Source organism: Symbioplanes lichenis, from assembly GCF_030709675.1.
GTDB lineage: Bacteria > Actinomycetota > Actinomycetes > Mycobacteriales > Micromonosporaceae > Actinoplanes > Actinoplanes lichenis.
This window is the reverse complement of sequence record NZ_JAUZQD010000019.1, coordinates 57,614-72,875: the sequence shown is the minus strand read 5'-3', so window position 1 is coordinate 72,875 and position 15,262 is coordinate 57,614. Positions and strand designations below refer to the sequence as shown.

15 protein-coding genes and 3 pseudogenes are annotated in these 15,262 nt (G+C 72.9%); 8 read left to right on the top strand and 10 right to left on the bottom strand.

Annotated features, from left to right (window positions below):
* Positions 1–111: 111 nt before the first annotated feature.
* The 6 genes and pseudogenes from RAN62_RS36040 to RAN62_RS36015 all read right to left on the bottom strand — a co-directional run bounded on the left by RAN62_RS36040 (position 112) and on the right by RAN62_RS36015 (position 4,469).
* On the bottom strand, positions 112–459 hold the full coding sequence (locus RAN62_RS36040) for a rhamnogalacturonan lyase family protein (protein WP_305789339.1): 348 nt from the start codon (positions 457–459) through the stop codon (positions 112–114).
* A 44-nt stretch (positions 460–503) separates the two neighbouring features.
* Positions 504–779, bottom strand: a pseudogene (locus RAN62_RS41315) (RICIN domain-containing protein); the annotation flags it as partial.
* Between the two features lie 140 nt (positions 780–919).
* Positions 920–1,546, bottom strand: a pseudogene (locus RAN62_RS36030) (response regulator).
* Complete coding sequence (locus RAN62_RS36025) at positions 1,543–2,673, bottom strand: sensor histidine kinase (RefSeq protein ID WP_369077234.1); 1,131 nt, start codon at positions 2,671–2,673, stop codon at positions 1,543–1,545. The pseudogene RAN62_RS36030 and the gene RAN62_RS36025 overlap by 4 nt, the downstream one beginning before the upstream one ends.
* Before the next feature lie 10 nt (positions 2,674–2,683).
* Positions 2,684–3,568 (bottom strand): hypothetical protein, encoded by an 885-nt coding sequence (locus RAN62_RS36020; RefSeq protein WP_305789336.1) that lies wholly within the window; start codon positions 3,566–3,568, stop codon positions 2,684–2,686.
* Between the two features lie 100 nt (positions 3,569–3,668).
* Positions 3,669–4,469, bottom strand: a complete 801-nt coding sequence (locus RAN62_RS36015) for a methyltransferase domain-containing protein (protein ID WP_305789335.1) — start codon at positions 4,467–4,469, stop codon at positions 3,669–3,671.
* 111 nt (positions 4,470–4,580) lie between these two features.
* Here RAN62_RS36015 and RAN62_RS36010 point away from each other — a divergent pair, with 111 nt between their 5' ends.
* Positions 4,581–5,606, top strand: a complete 1,026-nt coding sequence (locus RAN62_RS36010; protein ID WP_305789334.1) for an aspartate-semialdehyde dehydrogenase — start codon at positions 4,581–4,583, stop codon at positions 5,604–5,606.
* Positions 5,607–5,895: 289 nt separating this feature from the next.
* The gene (locus tag RAN62_RS36005; RefSeq protein WP_305789333.1) at positions 5,896–6,102 is read left to right on the top strand and encodes a hypothetical protein; all 207 of its coding nucleotides are present in this window, start codon (positions 5,896–5,898) and stop codon (positions 6,100–6,102) included.
* 573 nt (positions 6,103–6,675) lie between these two features.
* Here the strand turns inward: RAN62_RS36005 and RAN62_RS41310 are convergent.
* Positions 6,676–6,894, bottom strand: a pseudogene (locus RAN62_RS41310) (hypothetical protein); the annotation flags it as partial.
* 879 nt (positions 6,895–7,773) lie between these two features.
* Here RAN62_RS41310 and RAN62_RS35995 point away from each other — a divergent pair.
* Together RAN62_RS35995 and RAN62_RS35990 are read left to right on the top strand one after the other, a co-directional pair.
* Positions 7,774–8,055, top strand: coding sequence for a hypothetical protein (locus RAN62_RS35995; protein ID WP_305789331.1), 282 nt, complete (start codon positions 7,774–7,776; stop codon positions 8,053–8,055).
* Positions 8,056–8,172: 117 nt separating this feature from the next.
* Positions 8,173–9,573 carry an RNB domain-containing ribonuclease gene (locus tag RAN62_RS35990; RefSeq protein ID WP_438874594.1) on the top strand — a complete coding sequence of 467 codons (1,401 nt, stop codon included), beginning with the start codon at positions 8,173–8,175 and terminating at the stop codon, positions 9,571–9,573.
* Here RAN62_RS35990 and RAN62_RS35985 read toward each other — a convergent pair.
* From RAN62_RS35985 to panB, 3 genes are read right to left on the bottom strand one after another with little or no spacing between them, the layout of a single operon-like run.
* Positions 9,560–10,546, bottom strand: a complete 987-nt coding sequence (locus tag RAN62_RS35985; protein WP_305789329.1) for an NADPH:quinone reductase — start codon at positions 10,544–10,546, stop codon at positions 9,560–9,562. The genes RAN62_RS35990 and RAN62_RS35985 overlap by 14 nt on opposite strands.
* A gap of 10 nt (positions 10,547–10,556) precedes the next feature.
* Positions 10,557–10,904, bottom strand: a complete 348-nt coding sequence (locus RAN62_RS35980; RefSeq protein ID WP_305789328.1) for a VOC family protein — start codon at positions 10,902–10,904, stop codon at positions 10,557–10,559.
* A gap of 40 nt (positions 10,905–10,944) precedes the next feature.
* The gene (gene panB, locus RAN62_RS35975) at positions 10,945–11,769 is read right to left on the bottom strand and encodes a 3-methyl-2-oxobutanoate hydroxymethyltransferase (protein ID WP_305789327.1); all 825 of its coding nucleotides are present in this window, start codon (positions 11,767–11,769) and stop codon (positions 10,945–10,947) included.
* A 252-nt stretch (positions 11,770–12,021) separates the two neighbouring features.
* Here panB and RAN62_RS35970 point away from each other — a divergent pair, with 252 nt between their 5' ends.
* The 4 genes from RAN62_RS35970 to RAN62_RS35955 all read left to right on the top strand — a co-directional run bounded on the left by RAN62_RS35970 (position 12,022) and on the right by RAN62_RS35955 (position 15,261).
* Positions 12,022–13,374: a glutamine synthetase family protein gene (locus RAN62_RS35970; RefSeq protein ID WP_305789326.1), complete on the top strand. Its 1,353-nt coding sequence runs from the start codon at positions 12,022–12,024 to the stop codon at positions 13,372–13,374.
* Between the two features lie 221 nt (positions 13,375–13,595).
* Positions 13,596–14,021, top strand: a complete 426-nt coding sequence (locus RAN62_RS35965; RefSeq protein WP_305789325.1) for a DUF350 domain-containing protein — start codon at positions 13,596–13,598, stop codon at positions 14,019–14,021.
* A 1-nt stretch (position 14,022) separates the two neighbouring features.
* Complete coding sequence (locus RAN62_RS35960; protein WP_305789324.1) at positions 14,023–14,466, top strand: GNAT family N-acetyltransferase; 444 nt, start codon at positions 14,023–14,025, stop codon at positions 14,464–14,466.
* A 9-nt stretch (positions 14,467–14,475) separates the two neighbouring features.
* Positions 14,476–15,261: a type 1 glutamine amidotransferase gene (locus RAN62_RS35955; RefSeq protein WP_305789323.1), complete on the top strand. Its 786-nt coding sequence runs from the start codon at positions 14,476–14,478 to the stop codon at positions 15,259–15,261.
* The last annotated feature ends 1 nt before the right edge of the window (position 15,262 follow it).

Here is a 15,262-nt window from a genome sequence, read left to right as displayed (position 1 = left end):
GCCACGTGCGTCTTGCGTTCATGACGATTGCGCGGCGGCGTGACTGTTCCCGCACCTCCGCCCGCAACTGTGCCTTTGCGCTTGCGATGGTCGCGCCCGGGGGTGAGTGGGTCACCTCCGGGCGCGACCGGGTCGCGGGGTTGGTTTTTGCTGCGCCGCGCCGAGGAGTCGGTGAGCGCCGGCGCTGCCCGCGTAGACGTCACCCGCGACGGCGCGGCCGTTGTCACAGCCGCACGAGGGGTGGGACCAGATGACGGCGCCCGTGCGAGCGTCGGTCGGCTGGGAGGTGCTCTCCGACGGGCGGTAGACCTCGAGGCCGGCGCGCGACGGGATCAGGTCGCCGACGTGGAGGCTGTCGCCATGGCCGAGGCCGCTGCGCCACAGGAGCTTGCCGTTGTCGTCGATCGCGGCGGCGCCGTAGACAATCTCGTCCTTGCCGTCGCCGTCCGCGTCGCCCACCGACGTGTCGTTCGCATCCGGGCGACGTAGGAGCAGGTTCCCTCGACGATCGGGTTGTTGCGGGCCGTCGACCCGTCCTTCGTGCTGACGCAGAGCCCGGTGGCGACGCTCTTCACCAGGAACTTGCCGGACGCCGCGGCCGACGCCGTGAACGTCCAGAGCTGGTTGGTCTTCGTGCCGTCGCCGCAGCCGTACTGCTGCAGCTGCGTCCCGCTCGTGGTGGACGAGCTCGGCACGTCGACGCACTTGCCGCTGGCCGCCGCGGCCAGCGTGTAGACGCCGCCGCCGATCGGGGTCACCGCGGCTCCGGCGGGGAGCATGGACACCGCGACGATCCCGGCCGGCACGGCGACGGCCAGCACACCGGCGGCCATCAATAGTCGGCGCATGACGTTCCTTTCGCAGGGGGTGGACACCTCGAAGACGCGCCCGCCGCCCGGCGACAACAGAAGTCCGGGGGTCAAGCTCCGTGCGCGAAGAGGGCCAGGCGTACGCGATTCGGGCTCCCGGTCTTCGCCATCAGGCTCGTGACGTGCGTCTTCACGGTGGTCACGCCGATGTGCAGCCGCTCGGCGATCTCCGTGTTGCCGAGCCCCTCGCCCACCAGCGCGAGCACGTCCCGTTCCCGGTCGGTCAGCCCCGCCGCCGGTACGGCCTGCGGGGCGCGCGCCTACACGGCCCGGTGCACGAGCCGGCGCAGCACCTCGGGGCTGAACGGGCTCTCGCCGGCGGCGGCCCGGCGGATGCCGTCCAGCAGCTCCTCCGGCGACGCGTCCTTGAGGAGGAACCCGCAGGCGCCGGCGGTCAGCGCGGGATAGAGGTGGTCGTCGTCGCCGAAGGTCGTCAGCACCAGCACCCGCGCGGCCGGTCGCGCCGCGAGGATGCGCCCGGTCGCCGTGATGCCGTCCAGCCCGGGCATGCGCAGGTCCATGACGATCAGGTCGGGGACCAGCCGCTCGGCCAGGGTCACCGCCTCCCGGCCGTCGCCGGCCTCGCCGACCACCTCCAGGTCGGGCTGGGCGTCGCACAGCATGCGCAGACCGGCCCGGATCAGCTGCTGGTCGTCCACCATCAGGACGCGGATCATGCCGCCGCCCGGGGCAGGACGGTCCGGACCCGCCAGCCGGTGCCGTGCCGCCCGGCCTCGAGCTCGCCGCCCAGCACGGCGACCCGTTCCCGCATGCCGGTCAGCCCGTGCCCGCCGCCCTGCACCACCGGCCCGCCCATCGCCGGTGCCCCGCCGTCGTCGGTGACCTCCCACGTCACGGTCTCCGGCCCGACCGCCACGAGCAGGTGGACCTTGGCTCCCACGCCGGCGTGCTTGGCCACGTTGGTCAGTGCCTCCTGGGTCAGGCGGAGCAGGGCGAGGCCGCGTACGGCGTCCAGCTCGCGCACCTCCGGCGCGATGTCGGCGTCCACGACCAGCCCGGCCCGGCGGGCCGTTTCCACCGCGCCGTCGAACGCGGCGGGCAGGGCGGCCGGCTCGATGACGGTGAGCGCGGCGTCGTCGCGGACACCGTCCGGGGCCCGCAGCACCTCGACCAGCCGGCGCAGGTCGGCCAGCGCCGTGGTGCCGGTGGCGTGCACGTCGTCGAACACCTCCTGCACCGGCGGCGTCAGCCCCGGCAGCACGTGCCGCGCGACGCCGACGCGCAGCACCATGGACGCGACCTGGTGCGCGACCACGTCGTGCAGCTCGCGGGCGACGGCACCGCGTTCGGCGATGCGGGCCTCGCGAGCCTCGGCTTCCCGGCGGCGCTGCTCCTCGGCGGTCCGCTCGCCGGTGGCCCGCACGAGCGCGCCCACCAGCAGGGGCAGCCCGACCAGCGGCACCAGGCTGTAGAGCTGGCCCCGCAGCGAGTCGCCCGGGCCGCCGGCCAGCTGGACCACGGCGAGCGCCCCCGCGCCCCACCAGCGCACCGGCGGCGCCGACCGGACCGTTGCCTCGAGCAGAACCCAGCCGGCGCCGACCGCGTTGATGGTCGGGTCGTCGAGCCAGGCGGTGGCCACCGCGAACAGCACCGCCTGCACCGCGAGGTTGATCGCCGGCCGCCGGTGCAGCACCAGCGCGGCGGCGAAGGCGATCCCGGCGAGGGTCCACTGCCACGCGCCGGGCGCCGCGACGAAGATCAGATAGCCGACCCCGCTGAGATCGAGCAGCACCATGCGCACGAGCGCACCGCGTCGCGCGAACAGCAGGGTCAGCCAGCCCACGAGCCACACCCTATGCGGGGTTCTTGACGACGGCCGTCGCGGCCGCGGCCGCCGTGCCGAGCAGGATCGCGGCGAGGATTGACAACGTCAGACCATCCGGGTGTACGACCGGCTGCCCGCGCAGGGCCTGCCAGGTGAGCAGGAGCGTCACGGCACCGTAGGCGGCGCCGGCGACGCGGAGGAGGTGGACCTTCGTGGTGGCGGTGAGGCGGGGGGCGTACCGGATCAGGAGGAGCGCGAGCAGAGGCAGCGCCTGGAGTGCGTGCAGCCCGAGGAAGTGACCGGCGCGCAGGTCGCCGCCGACCGTGCTCCAGCCGAGCAGCGGCAGGCCGGGCCCGCCGTCGAGCGTGCCCACGCTGTGCGCGCCGGTGATGCCGTCGACGCCGGGCGCGGCCGTGGGCAGCACCATGGGGATCGCCGCGGCCATGCCGAGCAGGGACAACCCCAGCCCCAGCCGTACGCCCGCCGCGGCCGCCCGGTCGGCGATGCGCGCCCGCAGCACCGCCACCGCGAGGACGGCCTGCGCCACGAACAGCGACATGATCGAGACCGCCATGGCCTGGAAGATGACGCCGTTGAGCACGGTCGTCCCGTTGAAGTGGCTGGTCTGCCCGCTCAGCACCTGCCCGGCGATCGCCACCATCTCCACCGCGCCGGCCGCCACGATGACGACGACCGCGCGCTCGACCCGGCGGCTGCGCTCCGGTAGCAGGGTGAGCAGCCAGGCGAGCGTGCCCGCGTAGACCGCCAGCGACACGGAGAACTTGAACGGCTTCAGCCAGGCCGGCGCGCCCGTGATGATCCGGTCGTCGAGGCCGAGGCCGGCGAGGCACACGACGGCGAGGGCGACCATGGCGGCGGTGAAGCCCAGCAGCGTTCTCGAGGTGGTGGTCATGGCTTTCAGCGTTGTTCCCGCCGGGCGCCGGATCGCCCGCCCCGGGGCCGCACTTACGACCCGGGGGCGGAGGCTGTCTCCTCCCTGGGGAGGAGGCTTGTCAGACGCGGACGATCAGCTCGCCGTGCAGCAGGGAGAAGAAGCCGTCGGGCTCTTCCGACCAGCGCCGCCAGCCCGCGGAGATGCGGTCGAGGGCGGCCTGGTCGGCGGCGCCGGAGGCGAGGGCCTGGGTGGCCATGGCCGACTTGAGGATCCGGTCGGCCCACATGCCGCCCCACCAGGCGCGGTCCTCGTCGTCGGCGAAGCACCAGGTGCTCGACGTGGCGGTGACATCGGTGAGACCGGCGGCGTGGGCCCAGGACAGCAGGCGGCGCCCGGCGTCCGGTTCACCGCCGTTGGCCCGGGCGACTCTCTGATAGAGGTCCAGCCACTCGTCGAGCTCGGGCAGCTTCGGGAACCAGGCGAAGGCCGCGTAGTCGCTGTCGCGTACGGCGATGGTGCCGCCCGGCTTCGTGACCCGGGCCATCTCGCGCAGCGCCCGTACGGGATCGGCGACGTGCTGCAGCACCTGGTGGGCGTGCGTGACGTCGAAGGAGTCGTCCGGGAAGTCGAGGGCGTGCACGTCGTCGACCGTGAAGTCGACCGTGGTGAGCCCGCGGCGGGCGATCTCGGCCCGGGCCAGCGCAAGCGCGTCCTCGGTGTGCTCGAGGGCGGTGACGCGCCCGGGTGTGATTCGCGTCGCCAGGTCGGCGGTGATCGTGCCGGGCCCGCAGCCGACGTCGAGCAGCGTCGCGCCGGAGGTCAGGTGGGGCAGCAGGTAGCCGGCCGAATTTTCTGCGGTCCGCCAGCGATGTGAGCGCAGGACCGACTCGTGGTGCCCGTGGGTGTAGACAGCAGCCATGTCCCCGACGCTAGAACCGTGTCTCGAATATCGGGAGACTTTTCTTGATATCTGAGACGAGGGCGGCAAAAAGATTTCCGTCTGCGCAGGCGGGGCCGTAACTTTGTGCGCATGAGGATCGGCATCGTCGGCGCGACGGGACAGGTCGGTGGCGTCATGCGCCGCATCCTGGCCGAGCGCGAGTTCCCCGTTGACCAGCTCCGGCTCTTCGCGTCCGCCCGCTCGGCGGGCCGCACCCTGCCCTGGCGGGACGGGGAGGTGACGGTCGAGGACGCCGCCGCGGCGGACTTCCGCGGGCTGGACATCGTCCTGTTCTCCGCGGGCAAGGGCAGCTCCAAGGAGTTCGCCCCGAAGGTCGCCGACGCCGGCGCGGTCGTCATCGACAACTCCTCCGCCTGGCGCATGGACCCGGAGGTCCCGCTGGTCGTGGCCGAGGTCAACCCGGACGCCGCCGCGCAGCGCCCCAAGGGCATCATCGCCAACCCCAACTGCACGACCATGGCGGCCATGCCCGTCCTGCGCCCGCTGCACGACGAGGCCGGGCTCGTGGCGATGGTGGCCACCACCTACCAGGCCGTCTCCGGGGCCGGGCTGGCCGGCGTGGCCGAGCTCGACGAGCAGGTGAAGAAGGTCGCCGACCGCGCCACCGAGCTCACCCACGACGGCAGCGCGGTCGACTTCCCGGCGCCGCGCAGCTTCGCCCGGCCGATCGCCTTCAACGTGCTGCCGCTCGCCGGCTCGATCGTCGACGACGGCCTCGGCGAGACCGACGAGGAGCAGAAGCTCCGCAACGAGAGCCGGAAGATCCTCGGCATCCCGGACCTCAAGGTCTCCGGCACCTGCGTCCGCGTCCCGGTCTTCACCGGTCACTCGCTCCAGGTGAACGCCCGCTTCGCCCGGCCGCTGGCGGTCGACCGGGTCCGCGCGTTGCTGGCGGAGGCGCCCGGCGTCGCGCTGACCGACGTGCCGACGCCGCTGCAGGCCGCAGGTCAGGACCCGACGTTCGTGGGCCGCATCCGCGTGGACGAGACCGTCGACAACGGCATCGCGTTCTTCCTGTCCAACGACAACCTGCGCAAGGGCGCCGCCCTCAACGCGGTTCAGGTCGCCGAGGTGGTCGCGGCCGGCCTGCGCTGATCCGCTCCTTCTCCCGCGCCCCGCTCACCGTTCGGTGGGCGGGGCGCTTTTTTCTTGCGTACGCCGACCTGTGCGCGGCGCATTGTCGGATTTGCACTAGTCGGTGCGTCCTTTCGGGGTGCCAGGCGTGTCCTCGGCGTCGGGTGGGCGTTGACCCCGGCGTGTCTCCGCCAACCCGGCTTCCCGCGGTCGTTCCTTCGGGGGGTCTTTCTGTCGATCCACTATGGAAAACTGGGGCTTTTTGCGTGAATCGGTAGCGCATGGTCGGTTTGAGGTGCACAGTGATGGCATGAACGACAGTGGGCCTGGTGGGGGCGGCTACTTCTGGTGCCTCCGCCACAAGCGGGTCGAGTCCGGCGGCGACGTGTGCGCCGCTCAGTACAGGCTCGGTCCGTACCCCTCCGCCGACGACGCCACGCGGGCACTCGACACCGTCGAGAAGCGCAACCAGGCGTGGGAGGCCGAGGACGCCCGCTGGACCGGGGAAGAGAGCTAGGCCGGCTGCGGACCAACGTCCACGCCGGAATCGTCGGTCTCCAGGCGGAGACGAGCCCGCAGTCATTCGCAAGGAGGAAGCTTCCCCATGGCCGCTACCAAGAAGGCAGCCCCGGCGCGGGCCGCCGCCAGACGCACGGCCGCCGCCGGCGCCCCGGCCACGCGCGCGACCGGCAAGGCGGTGCCCGCCCAGCCCACGGCCGCCAAGCGCGCCACCCCGAAGTCCGCCGCCCCGAAGTCCGCCCCGGCCAAGCCGGCGGCTGCGAAGTCCGCGCCGGCGCGGTCGGCGGCTGCGAAGTCCGCGCCCGCGAAGTCCGGCGCCGCGAAGACGGTTGCTGCGAAGACCGCGACCAAGTCCGTCGCCGCTGCCGCCGTCGCCCCCGCGAAGAAGACGACGGCGAAGACTGCCACGAAAGCCACTGCCGCCAAGGCCACTGCCGCGAAGGCGGGTACGACCGCGAGCACCAAGGCGAGCACCGTCAAGGGGAGCGCGGCCAAGGCGAGCACGGTGAAGCCCGGCACGGCGAAGGTCGGCACCGCGAAGACCACCGCGACGAAGGCAAGCAGCCCGAAGACGAGCACGGCCAAGGCGAGTGCCCCCAAGCCGAGTGCGGCGAAGACGAGCGCGGGCAAGGCGAGTGGCGTGAAGGCTGGGGCTGGGGCGGGCAAGGCGGTCGCGGGGAAGGTCGCGGCGGCCCGGAAGACGACGGCGGCGGCTCGGGCCACCGGGCGGACGGCGGCTTCGAAGGCGGTGACCGCGAAGACGGTGGCGGCCACTTCCACGCTCGCGCACCCGATTGTCACCGCGGCGGCCGATGAGATGCCGGCGGACACGACGGCGGAGACGACGACGGGCTCGGCGCAGGCGGGACGGCCGGCGGCCAAGCGGGCTCCGGCGAGCAAGACGACCGCGAAGAAGGCCCCGGCCGGCAAGACCACCGCGAAGAAGGCGACCGCCACCAAGGCGACCGCCACCAAGGCAACGGCGTCCAAGTCCACGGCGGCCAAGGCAACGGCGACCAACGCGACGGCGGGTAAGGCATCGGCGGCTAAGGCGACGGCGAGCAAGGCTGCGGCGACGAAGGCGGGCGCGGCGAAGAGCATGCCGGCGAAGAAGACCGTGGCGAAGAGCGCGGCCAAGGCGGCTCCGGCCAAGGCAACCGCGGGCAGGACCACCGCCACCAAGACGACGGCGGCCAAGTCCACGGCGGCCAAGCCCGCGGCGGCCAAGTCCACGGCGACGAAGGCGACCAAGGCGACGGCCACGAAGGCGACGGCGGTGGCGAAGAAGGCGGCTACGGCGGCGAAGAGCGCGGCCTCCGCAGCCGGCAGCGCGGCCAAGAAGGTCACCGCGGCCAAGAGCACAGCCACCAAGGCCACTCCTTCGAAGACCACGGCGTCCAAGGCCACTGCTTCCAAGCCCATGGTGTCCAAGGCGACGGCGTCGAAGTCCGCTGCTTCCAAGGCGACAGCGTCCAAGTCTTCGCCGGCGAGGGCCACGGCGACCAAGGCCACCGCCACGAAGGCCACGGCGACGAAGGCGACCGGCGCGAAGGCCACGGCGACGAAGGCGACCGGCGCGAAGTCAACCGCGGCCAAGGCCACGAAGGCCACCGCCAAGCCGACCGCGACGAAGGCCACGGCGGCGAAGAGCACGGCGGCCAGGAGTGCGGTGGCGAAGAGCGCGGCGGCCAAGGGTGCGGTGGCGAAGAGTGCGGCCAAGGGGTCGGCCGGGAACACCGCGGCCGGGGCGGCGCGGGCGGCCGGGGCGAGCCGGGCCACCAAGGCCGGCAACGCGAAGCCGGCCGGGATGACCAAGAGCTCGGCCACCAACGCCGGGCGGGTGGCGCGGCCGGCCGACGCGGGGGCGGCGCGGAAGGCCACGGCGGCCAGCAACGGGCGGGCGGGGTCGGCGGGGAAAACCGTCGCGCGCAAGGCGGCTGCCAAGCGCTGATAATCACACAGTCAGCAGGGGCCGCGCCGGACGATGGCGCGGCCCCTGCTGCTTTCCGGCGGTGTGGAGAAGGGCGGGAGCGCGGCGCCGAGCGAAATGGGGCGGGACGGGTTAGGAATGAGCGTGCCTATTGCTCGCGTGCTTGCTCCGCAGATCGACTTCTCCGTGCTCCGCGAGGAGCTGTCGCTGCCCGGCGACTATCCCGAGGCGGCCGGGCGGGAGGCCGAGGCGGCGGCCGGCTCCACCTCGTTGCCGCCGGTTGATCGGACCGATGTTCCGCTCGTCACGGTGGATCCGCCGACGTCGCGGGATCTGGATCAGGCGTTGCATCTGGCGCGGCGGGACGGCGGGTTCGTGGTTCGGTATGCCATCGCGGACGTGGCGAGCTTTGTGCGGCCCGGGGGTGCGCTCGAGCAGGAGACGTGGAAGCGGGGGCAGACGATCTATCTGCCGGACGGGCGGGTTCCATTGCATCCGCCGGTGCTGAGCGAGGACGCGGCGAGCCTGCTGCCGGACGGCGACCGGGCCGCGGTGTTGTGGACGATCGAGCTGGACGCGCGAGGCGAGACCACGTCCGTACGGCTGGAGCGCGCGACCGTACGCAGCCGGGCCAAGCTGGATTACGAAGGTCTTCAGCGGGCCCTCGACGCCGGGACCGCGCCGGAGGCGGTGACGCTGCTGCCCGAGATCGGGGCGTTGCTGGCCGCGCGGGCCGCCGAGCGCGGGGCCGTGGATCTGCGGTTGCCGGAGCAGGAGGTCGAGCGGGACGGGGACGGCTGGCGGCTCGTGCTGCGGGCCCCGCTCGCCGTGGAGGAGCACAACGCGCAGATCTCGCTGCTCACCGGGCGGGCGGCCGCGCGGATCATGCTGGACGGCGGGGTCGGGTTGCTGCGCACGATGCCACCGCCGCGGGCCGAGACCGTCGAGGCGCTGCGGCGTACGGCGGAATCTCTGGGTCTGGACTGGCCCGCCGGGGCGCCGCTGCCGGCGGTGGATCCGGGCAGCCCGCGCGGGGCGGCGTTTCTCGACCAGGCGGCGGAGATGTTGCGGGGCGCGGGTTACACGGCCTTCGACGGTACGCCGCCCGAGCTGACCGGGCACGGCGGCGTCGGCGCCCCGTACGCGCACGTGACCGCGCCCCTGCGCCGGCTGGCCGACCGCTACGCGACCGAGGTCTGCCTCGCCCTGCACGAGGGACGGCCGGTGCCGGACTGGGCCCGGGCCGCCCTGCCCGGACTGCCCGCGGCGATGGCGGCCACGGACAAGGTCGCCGGGGCCGCCGCCCGGGGCGCGGTCGCGCTGGCCGAGGCGGTGCTGCTCGAGGGCCGGGTGGGCGAGACCTTCGACGCGGCGGTGCTCGACGTGGACGACAAGCGGCCGGGCGGGACCGTGGCGATCGACGACCCGGCCGTGGTGGCCCGGTGCTCGGGGACGTTGCCGCTGGGCGAGCGGGTGCGCGTACGTCTGGTGGAAGCCGAGCCCCGGACCCGTACGGTGAAATTCGTCAGGGCAGAGTGATCAGCACCTTGCCGACCGCGCCCTGCTGGACCGCGTCGTGGGCCGCGGCCGTCTCCGCCAGCGGGAAGTGGTGCAGCGGCAGGCCGGCGTCGTCGCCGACCGGCAGGGCGCCGTCGCGCAGGGCCGCGCCGACGTCCTCAGCCGCCGCCTGCAGCAGGTCCTCGCCGAGCGTGTAGAGGATGAGGAACTGCATGCGGGTGTTGAGCAGCATGTGCGGGCGTACCTCGAAGGTGGCCGTGTCGCCGGCGTAGATCGCGATCGACGCGTGGTTGGCCGCGACGGCCTGGTTGAGCGCCGCGTTCGGCCCGGGGGAGAGCTCGACGACGATGTCGACGCCGTCCGGCGACGCCGCGCGGATCTCCTTCGCCGGGTCGCCGTCGCGATAGTTGTGCACGTGGTGCGCGCCGGCCGCCGTGGCGAGCGCGGCCTTCGCCGGGCTCGAGACCGTGGTGTGGACCGTCGCCCCGGCCCAGCGCGCGAGCTGGATGGCGGCGTGCCCGACCGCGCCCGCGCCCCCCGCGACCAGCACGGTCCGGCCGTCGAGCGCGCCGGGGGAGAGCCGCGCGGGCCCGGCCTCGGCGACGGTGAGGGCGCGGTGCGCGGTGATCGCCGGTACGCCCAGCGCGGCACCCGTGTCGAACGACACCCCCTCCGGCAGCGGGAACGCGTGCTCGGCCGGCACGACCGTGTATTCGGCGGCGGTGCCGTGCGGGCTGCCGTGCGACGCCAGCATCACCCACACCCGGTCGCCGGCGCGGTGCGACAGCACGCCCGGCCCGGTGGCGTCGACGACGCCGGCGCCGTCCATGTTCGGTGTGGCGGCGGCGGTGGTCTGACCGGTGCTGATGCGCTTCCAGTCGGTCGGGTTGACGCCGGAGCGCTCGACGCGCACCCGGATCTGCCCCGGCCCGGGCTCGGGCACCGGCCGGTCCTCGAGCCGCAGCCCGGAGTCGCTGAGAACAATGGCCTTCATGGGACGGACATTACGGGACCGGGCGGTGCGCGACCTCCCACAAGTGCCCGTCCGGATCGGCGAAGCGTCCGTGGTGGCCGCCCGCCTCGACCAGGGAGGCGCCGGCCCGCACGGCCGCGCGCAGCACCTCGTCCACCTCGGCCGGGCTGCCGGCCGCGATGGTGAGCATGGCCGCGCCGGGCCGGGCGCCGGTGGCGGGAACCAGGGCGAGCACCGTGCCCTCGGTGTCGAACCAGCTCACCACGCCGGGCACCGAGTCCGGCGACAGCCGCCAGCCGAGCGACGCGTAGAACTCGCTCGCGCGCGCGACGTCGGCCACGCCGAGGGTGGCGACACCGATGCGGGCGGGAACGGACATGGGGCACCTCCGAGGGGACGGAGGTGCCACCTTAGTTGATCTAGAACGTGTGCTCGGCCGCCGGGAACTCGCCGGCGCGCACCTCGTCCGCGTACTGCCTGACGGCCGCCCCGAGGACGCCGTGGAGATCCGCGTAGCGCTTCACGAAGCGGGGCGCCTTGCCCTGCCGCAATCCCGCCATGTCCTGCCAGACCAGCACCTGGGCGTCGGTGTCGGGGCCCGCGCCGATGCCGACCGTCGGGATCGGCAGCTCCTTGGTGATCCGGGCGGCGACGTCGCCCATGACCATCTCCAGCACCACCGCGAAGGCGCCCGCCTCCGTGACGGCCCGCGCGTCGTCGACGACCTCCTCCGCCGCGTCGCCGCGCCCCTGCACCCGGTAGCCGCCGATGGCGTGCTCGCGCTGCGGCGTGAACCCGACGTGCGCCATGACCGGGATCCCGGCGCCGGTGATGGCCTCGATCTGCGGCGCGATCCGCCGGCCGCCCTCCAGCTTGACCGCGTGCGCGCCGCCCTCCTTCATGAAGCGGACGGCCGTACGCAGCGCCTGGGCCGGCCCCTCCTCGTACGAGCCGAAGGGCATGTCGGCCACCACCAGCGTCGTCGACGTGGCGCGGACGACGGCGCGGACCAGCGGGAGCAGCTCGTCGACCGTGATCGGCAGGGTCGTCTCGTGGCCGAAGACGTTGTTCGCCGCGGAGTCGCCGACGAGCAGCGCCGGGATGCCGTTCGCGTCGAAGAGCGCGGCCGTGTACTGGTCGTACGAGGTCAGCATCGCCCACCGCTCGCCGCGCTCCTTGGCGGCGATCAGGTCACGGGTGCGGACGCGCCGGGTGGGCGGTCCGCCGTAGAGAGCTTCGGACATCACTGTCTCCTTCCCTCGAGGCCGCACTGCGCGGTCCCCGGGTGTGGAATCCAGCGTCGCACCGGAGGCGGCGCCCCCGTCAGGGAGTAGTGGAAACGGTCACTTATTCTTCGCCCCACGGCCGTGGCGCCTAACGTACTGTCTGAGATCGACATCGGCCCTTACCCGGGACGCGCCGGACGGCCGTGGGCAGCGTAATCTCGGCGTAACGGGACCGGGGGAGACTGGCCGCCGGGCGACAGAGGGGTTGACGTGGACCGACAGCAGGAGTTCGTGCTCCGTACCTTGGAAGAGCGCGACATCCGTTTTGTCCGCCTCTGGTTCACCGACGTGCTGGGCACCCTGAAGAGCGTGTCGGTCGCGCCCGCCGAGCTGGAGTCCGCCTTCGAGGAGGGCATCGGCATCGACGGCTCGGCCATCGAGGGCTTCGCCCGGGTCACCGAGTCCGACATGGTCGCCATGCCCGACCCGACGACGTTCCAGGTCTTCCCGTTCGAGGGTGGCGCCAGTGGCGAGAGCGCCCGGATGTTCTGCGACATCCTGCTCCCCGACGGCAGCCCGGCCTGGGCCGACCCGCGCCACGTGCTGCGCCGCATGCTGGCCAAGGCGGCCGAGAAGGGCTTCACCTTCTACACCCACCCCGAGATCGAGTTCTTCCTGCTGCAGGACGGCCCGCTCGACGGCTCGGTGCCCGTGCCGGTGGACGCCGGCGGCTACTTCGACCACACCACGCACTCGGTCGCGCGCGACTTCCGGCGCCAGGCCGTGCTCGCGCTGGAGCGGATCGGCATCTCGGTCGAGTTCAGCCACCACGAGGTCGCCCCCGGCCAGCAGGAGATCGACCTGCGCTACGCCGACGCGCTGACCACCGCCGACAACATCATGACCTTCCGGCACGTGGTCAAGGAGGTGGCGCTGTCCCAGGGCGTGCGGGCCACGTTCATGCCGAAGCCGTACACCGATCAGCCCGGCAGCGGCATGCACACCCACCTGTCGTTGATGGAGGGCGAGCGCAACGTCTTCCACGACGCGCAGGACCCGCTCAAGCTCTCCAAGACCGCGCGGTCCTTCATCGCCGGGCTGCTGGTGCACGCCCGCGAATACACCGCCATCACCAACCAGTGGGTCAACAGCTACAAGCGCCTCTTCCCGATGCAGCTGCCGGACCGGATCACCGAGTCGCCGGCGTTCGTGAGCTGGGGCGCTCTCAACCGCTCGGCCCTGGTCCGCGTCCCCGCCTTCGGCAAGCCCAGCTCGGCCCGCGTGGAGATCCGCTCGATCGACTCCGCCGCCAACCCGTACCTGGCCTTCGCCGTCATGCTCGGCGCCGGCCTCAAGGGCATCGAGGAGGGCTACGAGCTGCCCCCGGGCGCCGAGGACGACGTGTGGTCGCTCTCCCCGCAGGAGCGCAAGGCCGCCGGCTACGACGCCCTCCCGGAGAACCTGTCCGAGGCGATCGACGTCATGGCCAAGTCGGAGCTGATCCCCGAGGTGCTCGGCGAGCACGTCTTCGACTTCTTCCTGCGCAACAAGCGGCAGGAGTGGGAGCAGTACCGCCGCGAGGTGACCCCGTTCGAGCGCGAGCGCTACCTGGGGACCCTTTAGAAGCAGATGTCGCAGCGGGGTGGTCATCACAGACCGTCGCTCCCGCCGAGGGCTCGCACGGGCGGTGCCAGGGGCGCTGAGCGCCCCTGAACGGCACCGCCCGCACGGCTACCTGCGTGATCCAAGACCTCGAAAAGCACGAACCACACCCGGCCGGTGGATCACGGACGAGCATTCGTTCGGTACGGTGCCTGCGGAAACGCCGCGACGAGGGGGAAAACGTGCTGGAGAATCTGCTCGAGGGTGCCGGGCGCAGCATCGTGTTCGGTGCGCTGGGGATCGGCCTGATGGCGGTCGGGTTCGTGCTGGTGGATCTGCTGACCCCGGGCAAACTGCGCGATCTGATCTGGGTCGACAAGAACCGGAACGCGGCGCTGCTGCTCGCGGCGAACCAGCTCGGGATCGCCGGCATCGTGTTCACGGCGGTGTTCACCAGCTATGAGAACTTCGCCGAGGGGCTGGCCTCCACGGCGCTCTTCGGGCTGCTCGGCATCGCGGTGATGGGGCTGGCGTTCCTGGTGCTCGACTGGATGACGCCGGGCAAGCTGGGCGAGGTCATCTGCTCCGAGGACCGGCACCCGGGCGCGATCGTCAGCGCGGCCAGCCACTTCGGCGCCGCCCTCATCGTCTGCGCGTGCATCGCCTGACATGCTGGTGGATCTCGAGCCCGTCACCAAGGACAACTGGCGGGCCGTCGCCGGGCTCAAGGTGCATCCCGAGCAGCGCGACTTCGTCAACGACACGTCGCACTATCTCCTGCTGTGCCACTACGGCGAGCTGTGGCACCCGCTGGCGGTGACCGTGGACGGGCAGGTGGCCGGCTTCTGCATGTGGGCCGTCGACGACGATCGGAGCCGGTGGATCGGCGGGGTGGTCGTCGGCGCGTCCCGGCAGCGCCAGGGCATCGGGCGGGCGCTGGTCAAGACGTTGCGGGACCAGCTCGCGGCCCAGCCCGGCACCCCGAACGTGGCGCTCAGCTACCTGCCGCGGAACACCGGCGCCCGGGCGCTCTATCTGTCGCTCGGGTTCGTGGAGACCGGCGAGACCGAGGACGACGAGGTCATCGCGCGCTGGACTCCGCCCGCCGGTTAGCCTCGACACGTGGGCACAGCACTGGTGGTCGAGAATGATCCGTCCGACGATCTTCGCCGGCTGGGGGAGTGGTTCACCGAAGCGGGGCTGCCGCTGACCGTGGTCCGGCCGCACGCCGGGGATCCGCTCCCCGAGACACTGGACGGGTTCGCCGCGCTTGTCGTGCTCGGCGGGGAGCAGCGGGCCTACCCGGGCGCGGACGGGCAGCCGGGCGCCCCGTGGTTCCCGGCGCTGGAGGGGCTGCTGCGCAAGGCGGTCCGGCATCACGTACCGACGCTGGGGGTCTGCCTGGGGGCGCAGCTGCTCGCGCGGGCGCACGGAGGCCTGGTCGAACGCAGCCCGTCCGGTCCGGAGATCGGCCCGGCGCTGGTGGGGCGGCGCGACGCGGCCGACACCGACCCGCTGTTCAAGTGGGTGCCGCTGCTGCCCGACGTGGTGCAGTGGCACAGCGACGAGATCACCGAGCTGCCCGCCGGGGCGGTGCTGCTGGCCGCCTCGACGCGCTACCCGCACCAGGCGTTCCGGCTCGGCGACCGGGCGTGGGGCGTGCAGTTCCACCTCGAGTGCGACGCCGCGATGATCGAGGAGTGGGCCCGCACCGACCGGGCCAGCCTCGACGAGCTGGGCTACGACCCGCAGGCCGTGGTCGACGCGGTCGAGGGAGTGCTCGCCGACGTCGAGGAGTCGTGGCAACCGTTCGCCGCCCGGTTCGCCGCGCTGGCGCTGGGGCAGCTGCCGGACGCCGACATCCCGGTCCAGGGCACCGGGCGCACCCTGCCGCTGCTGGGCGAGTGAG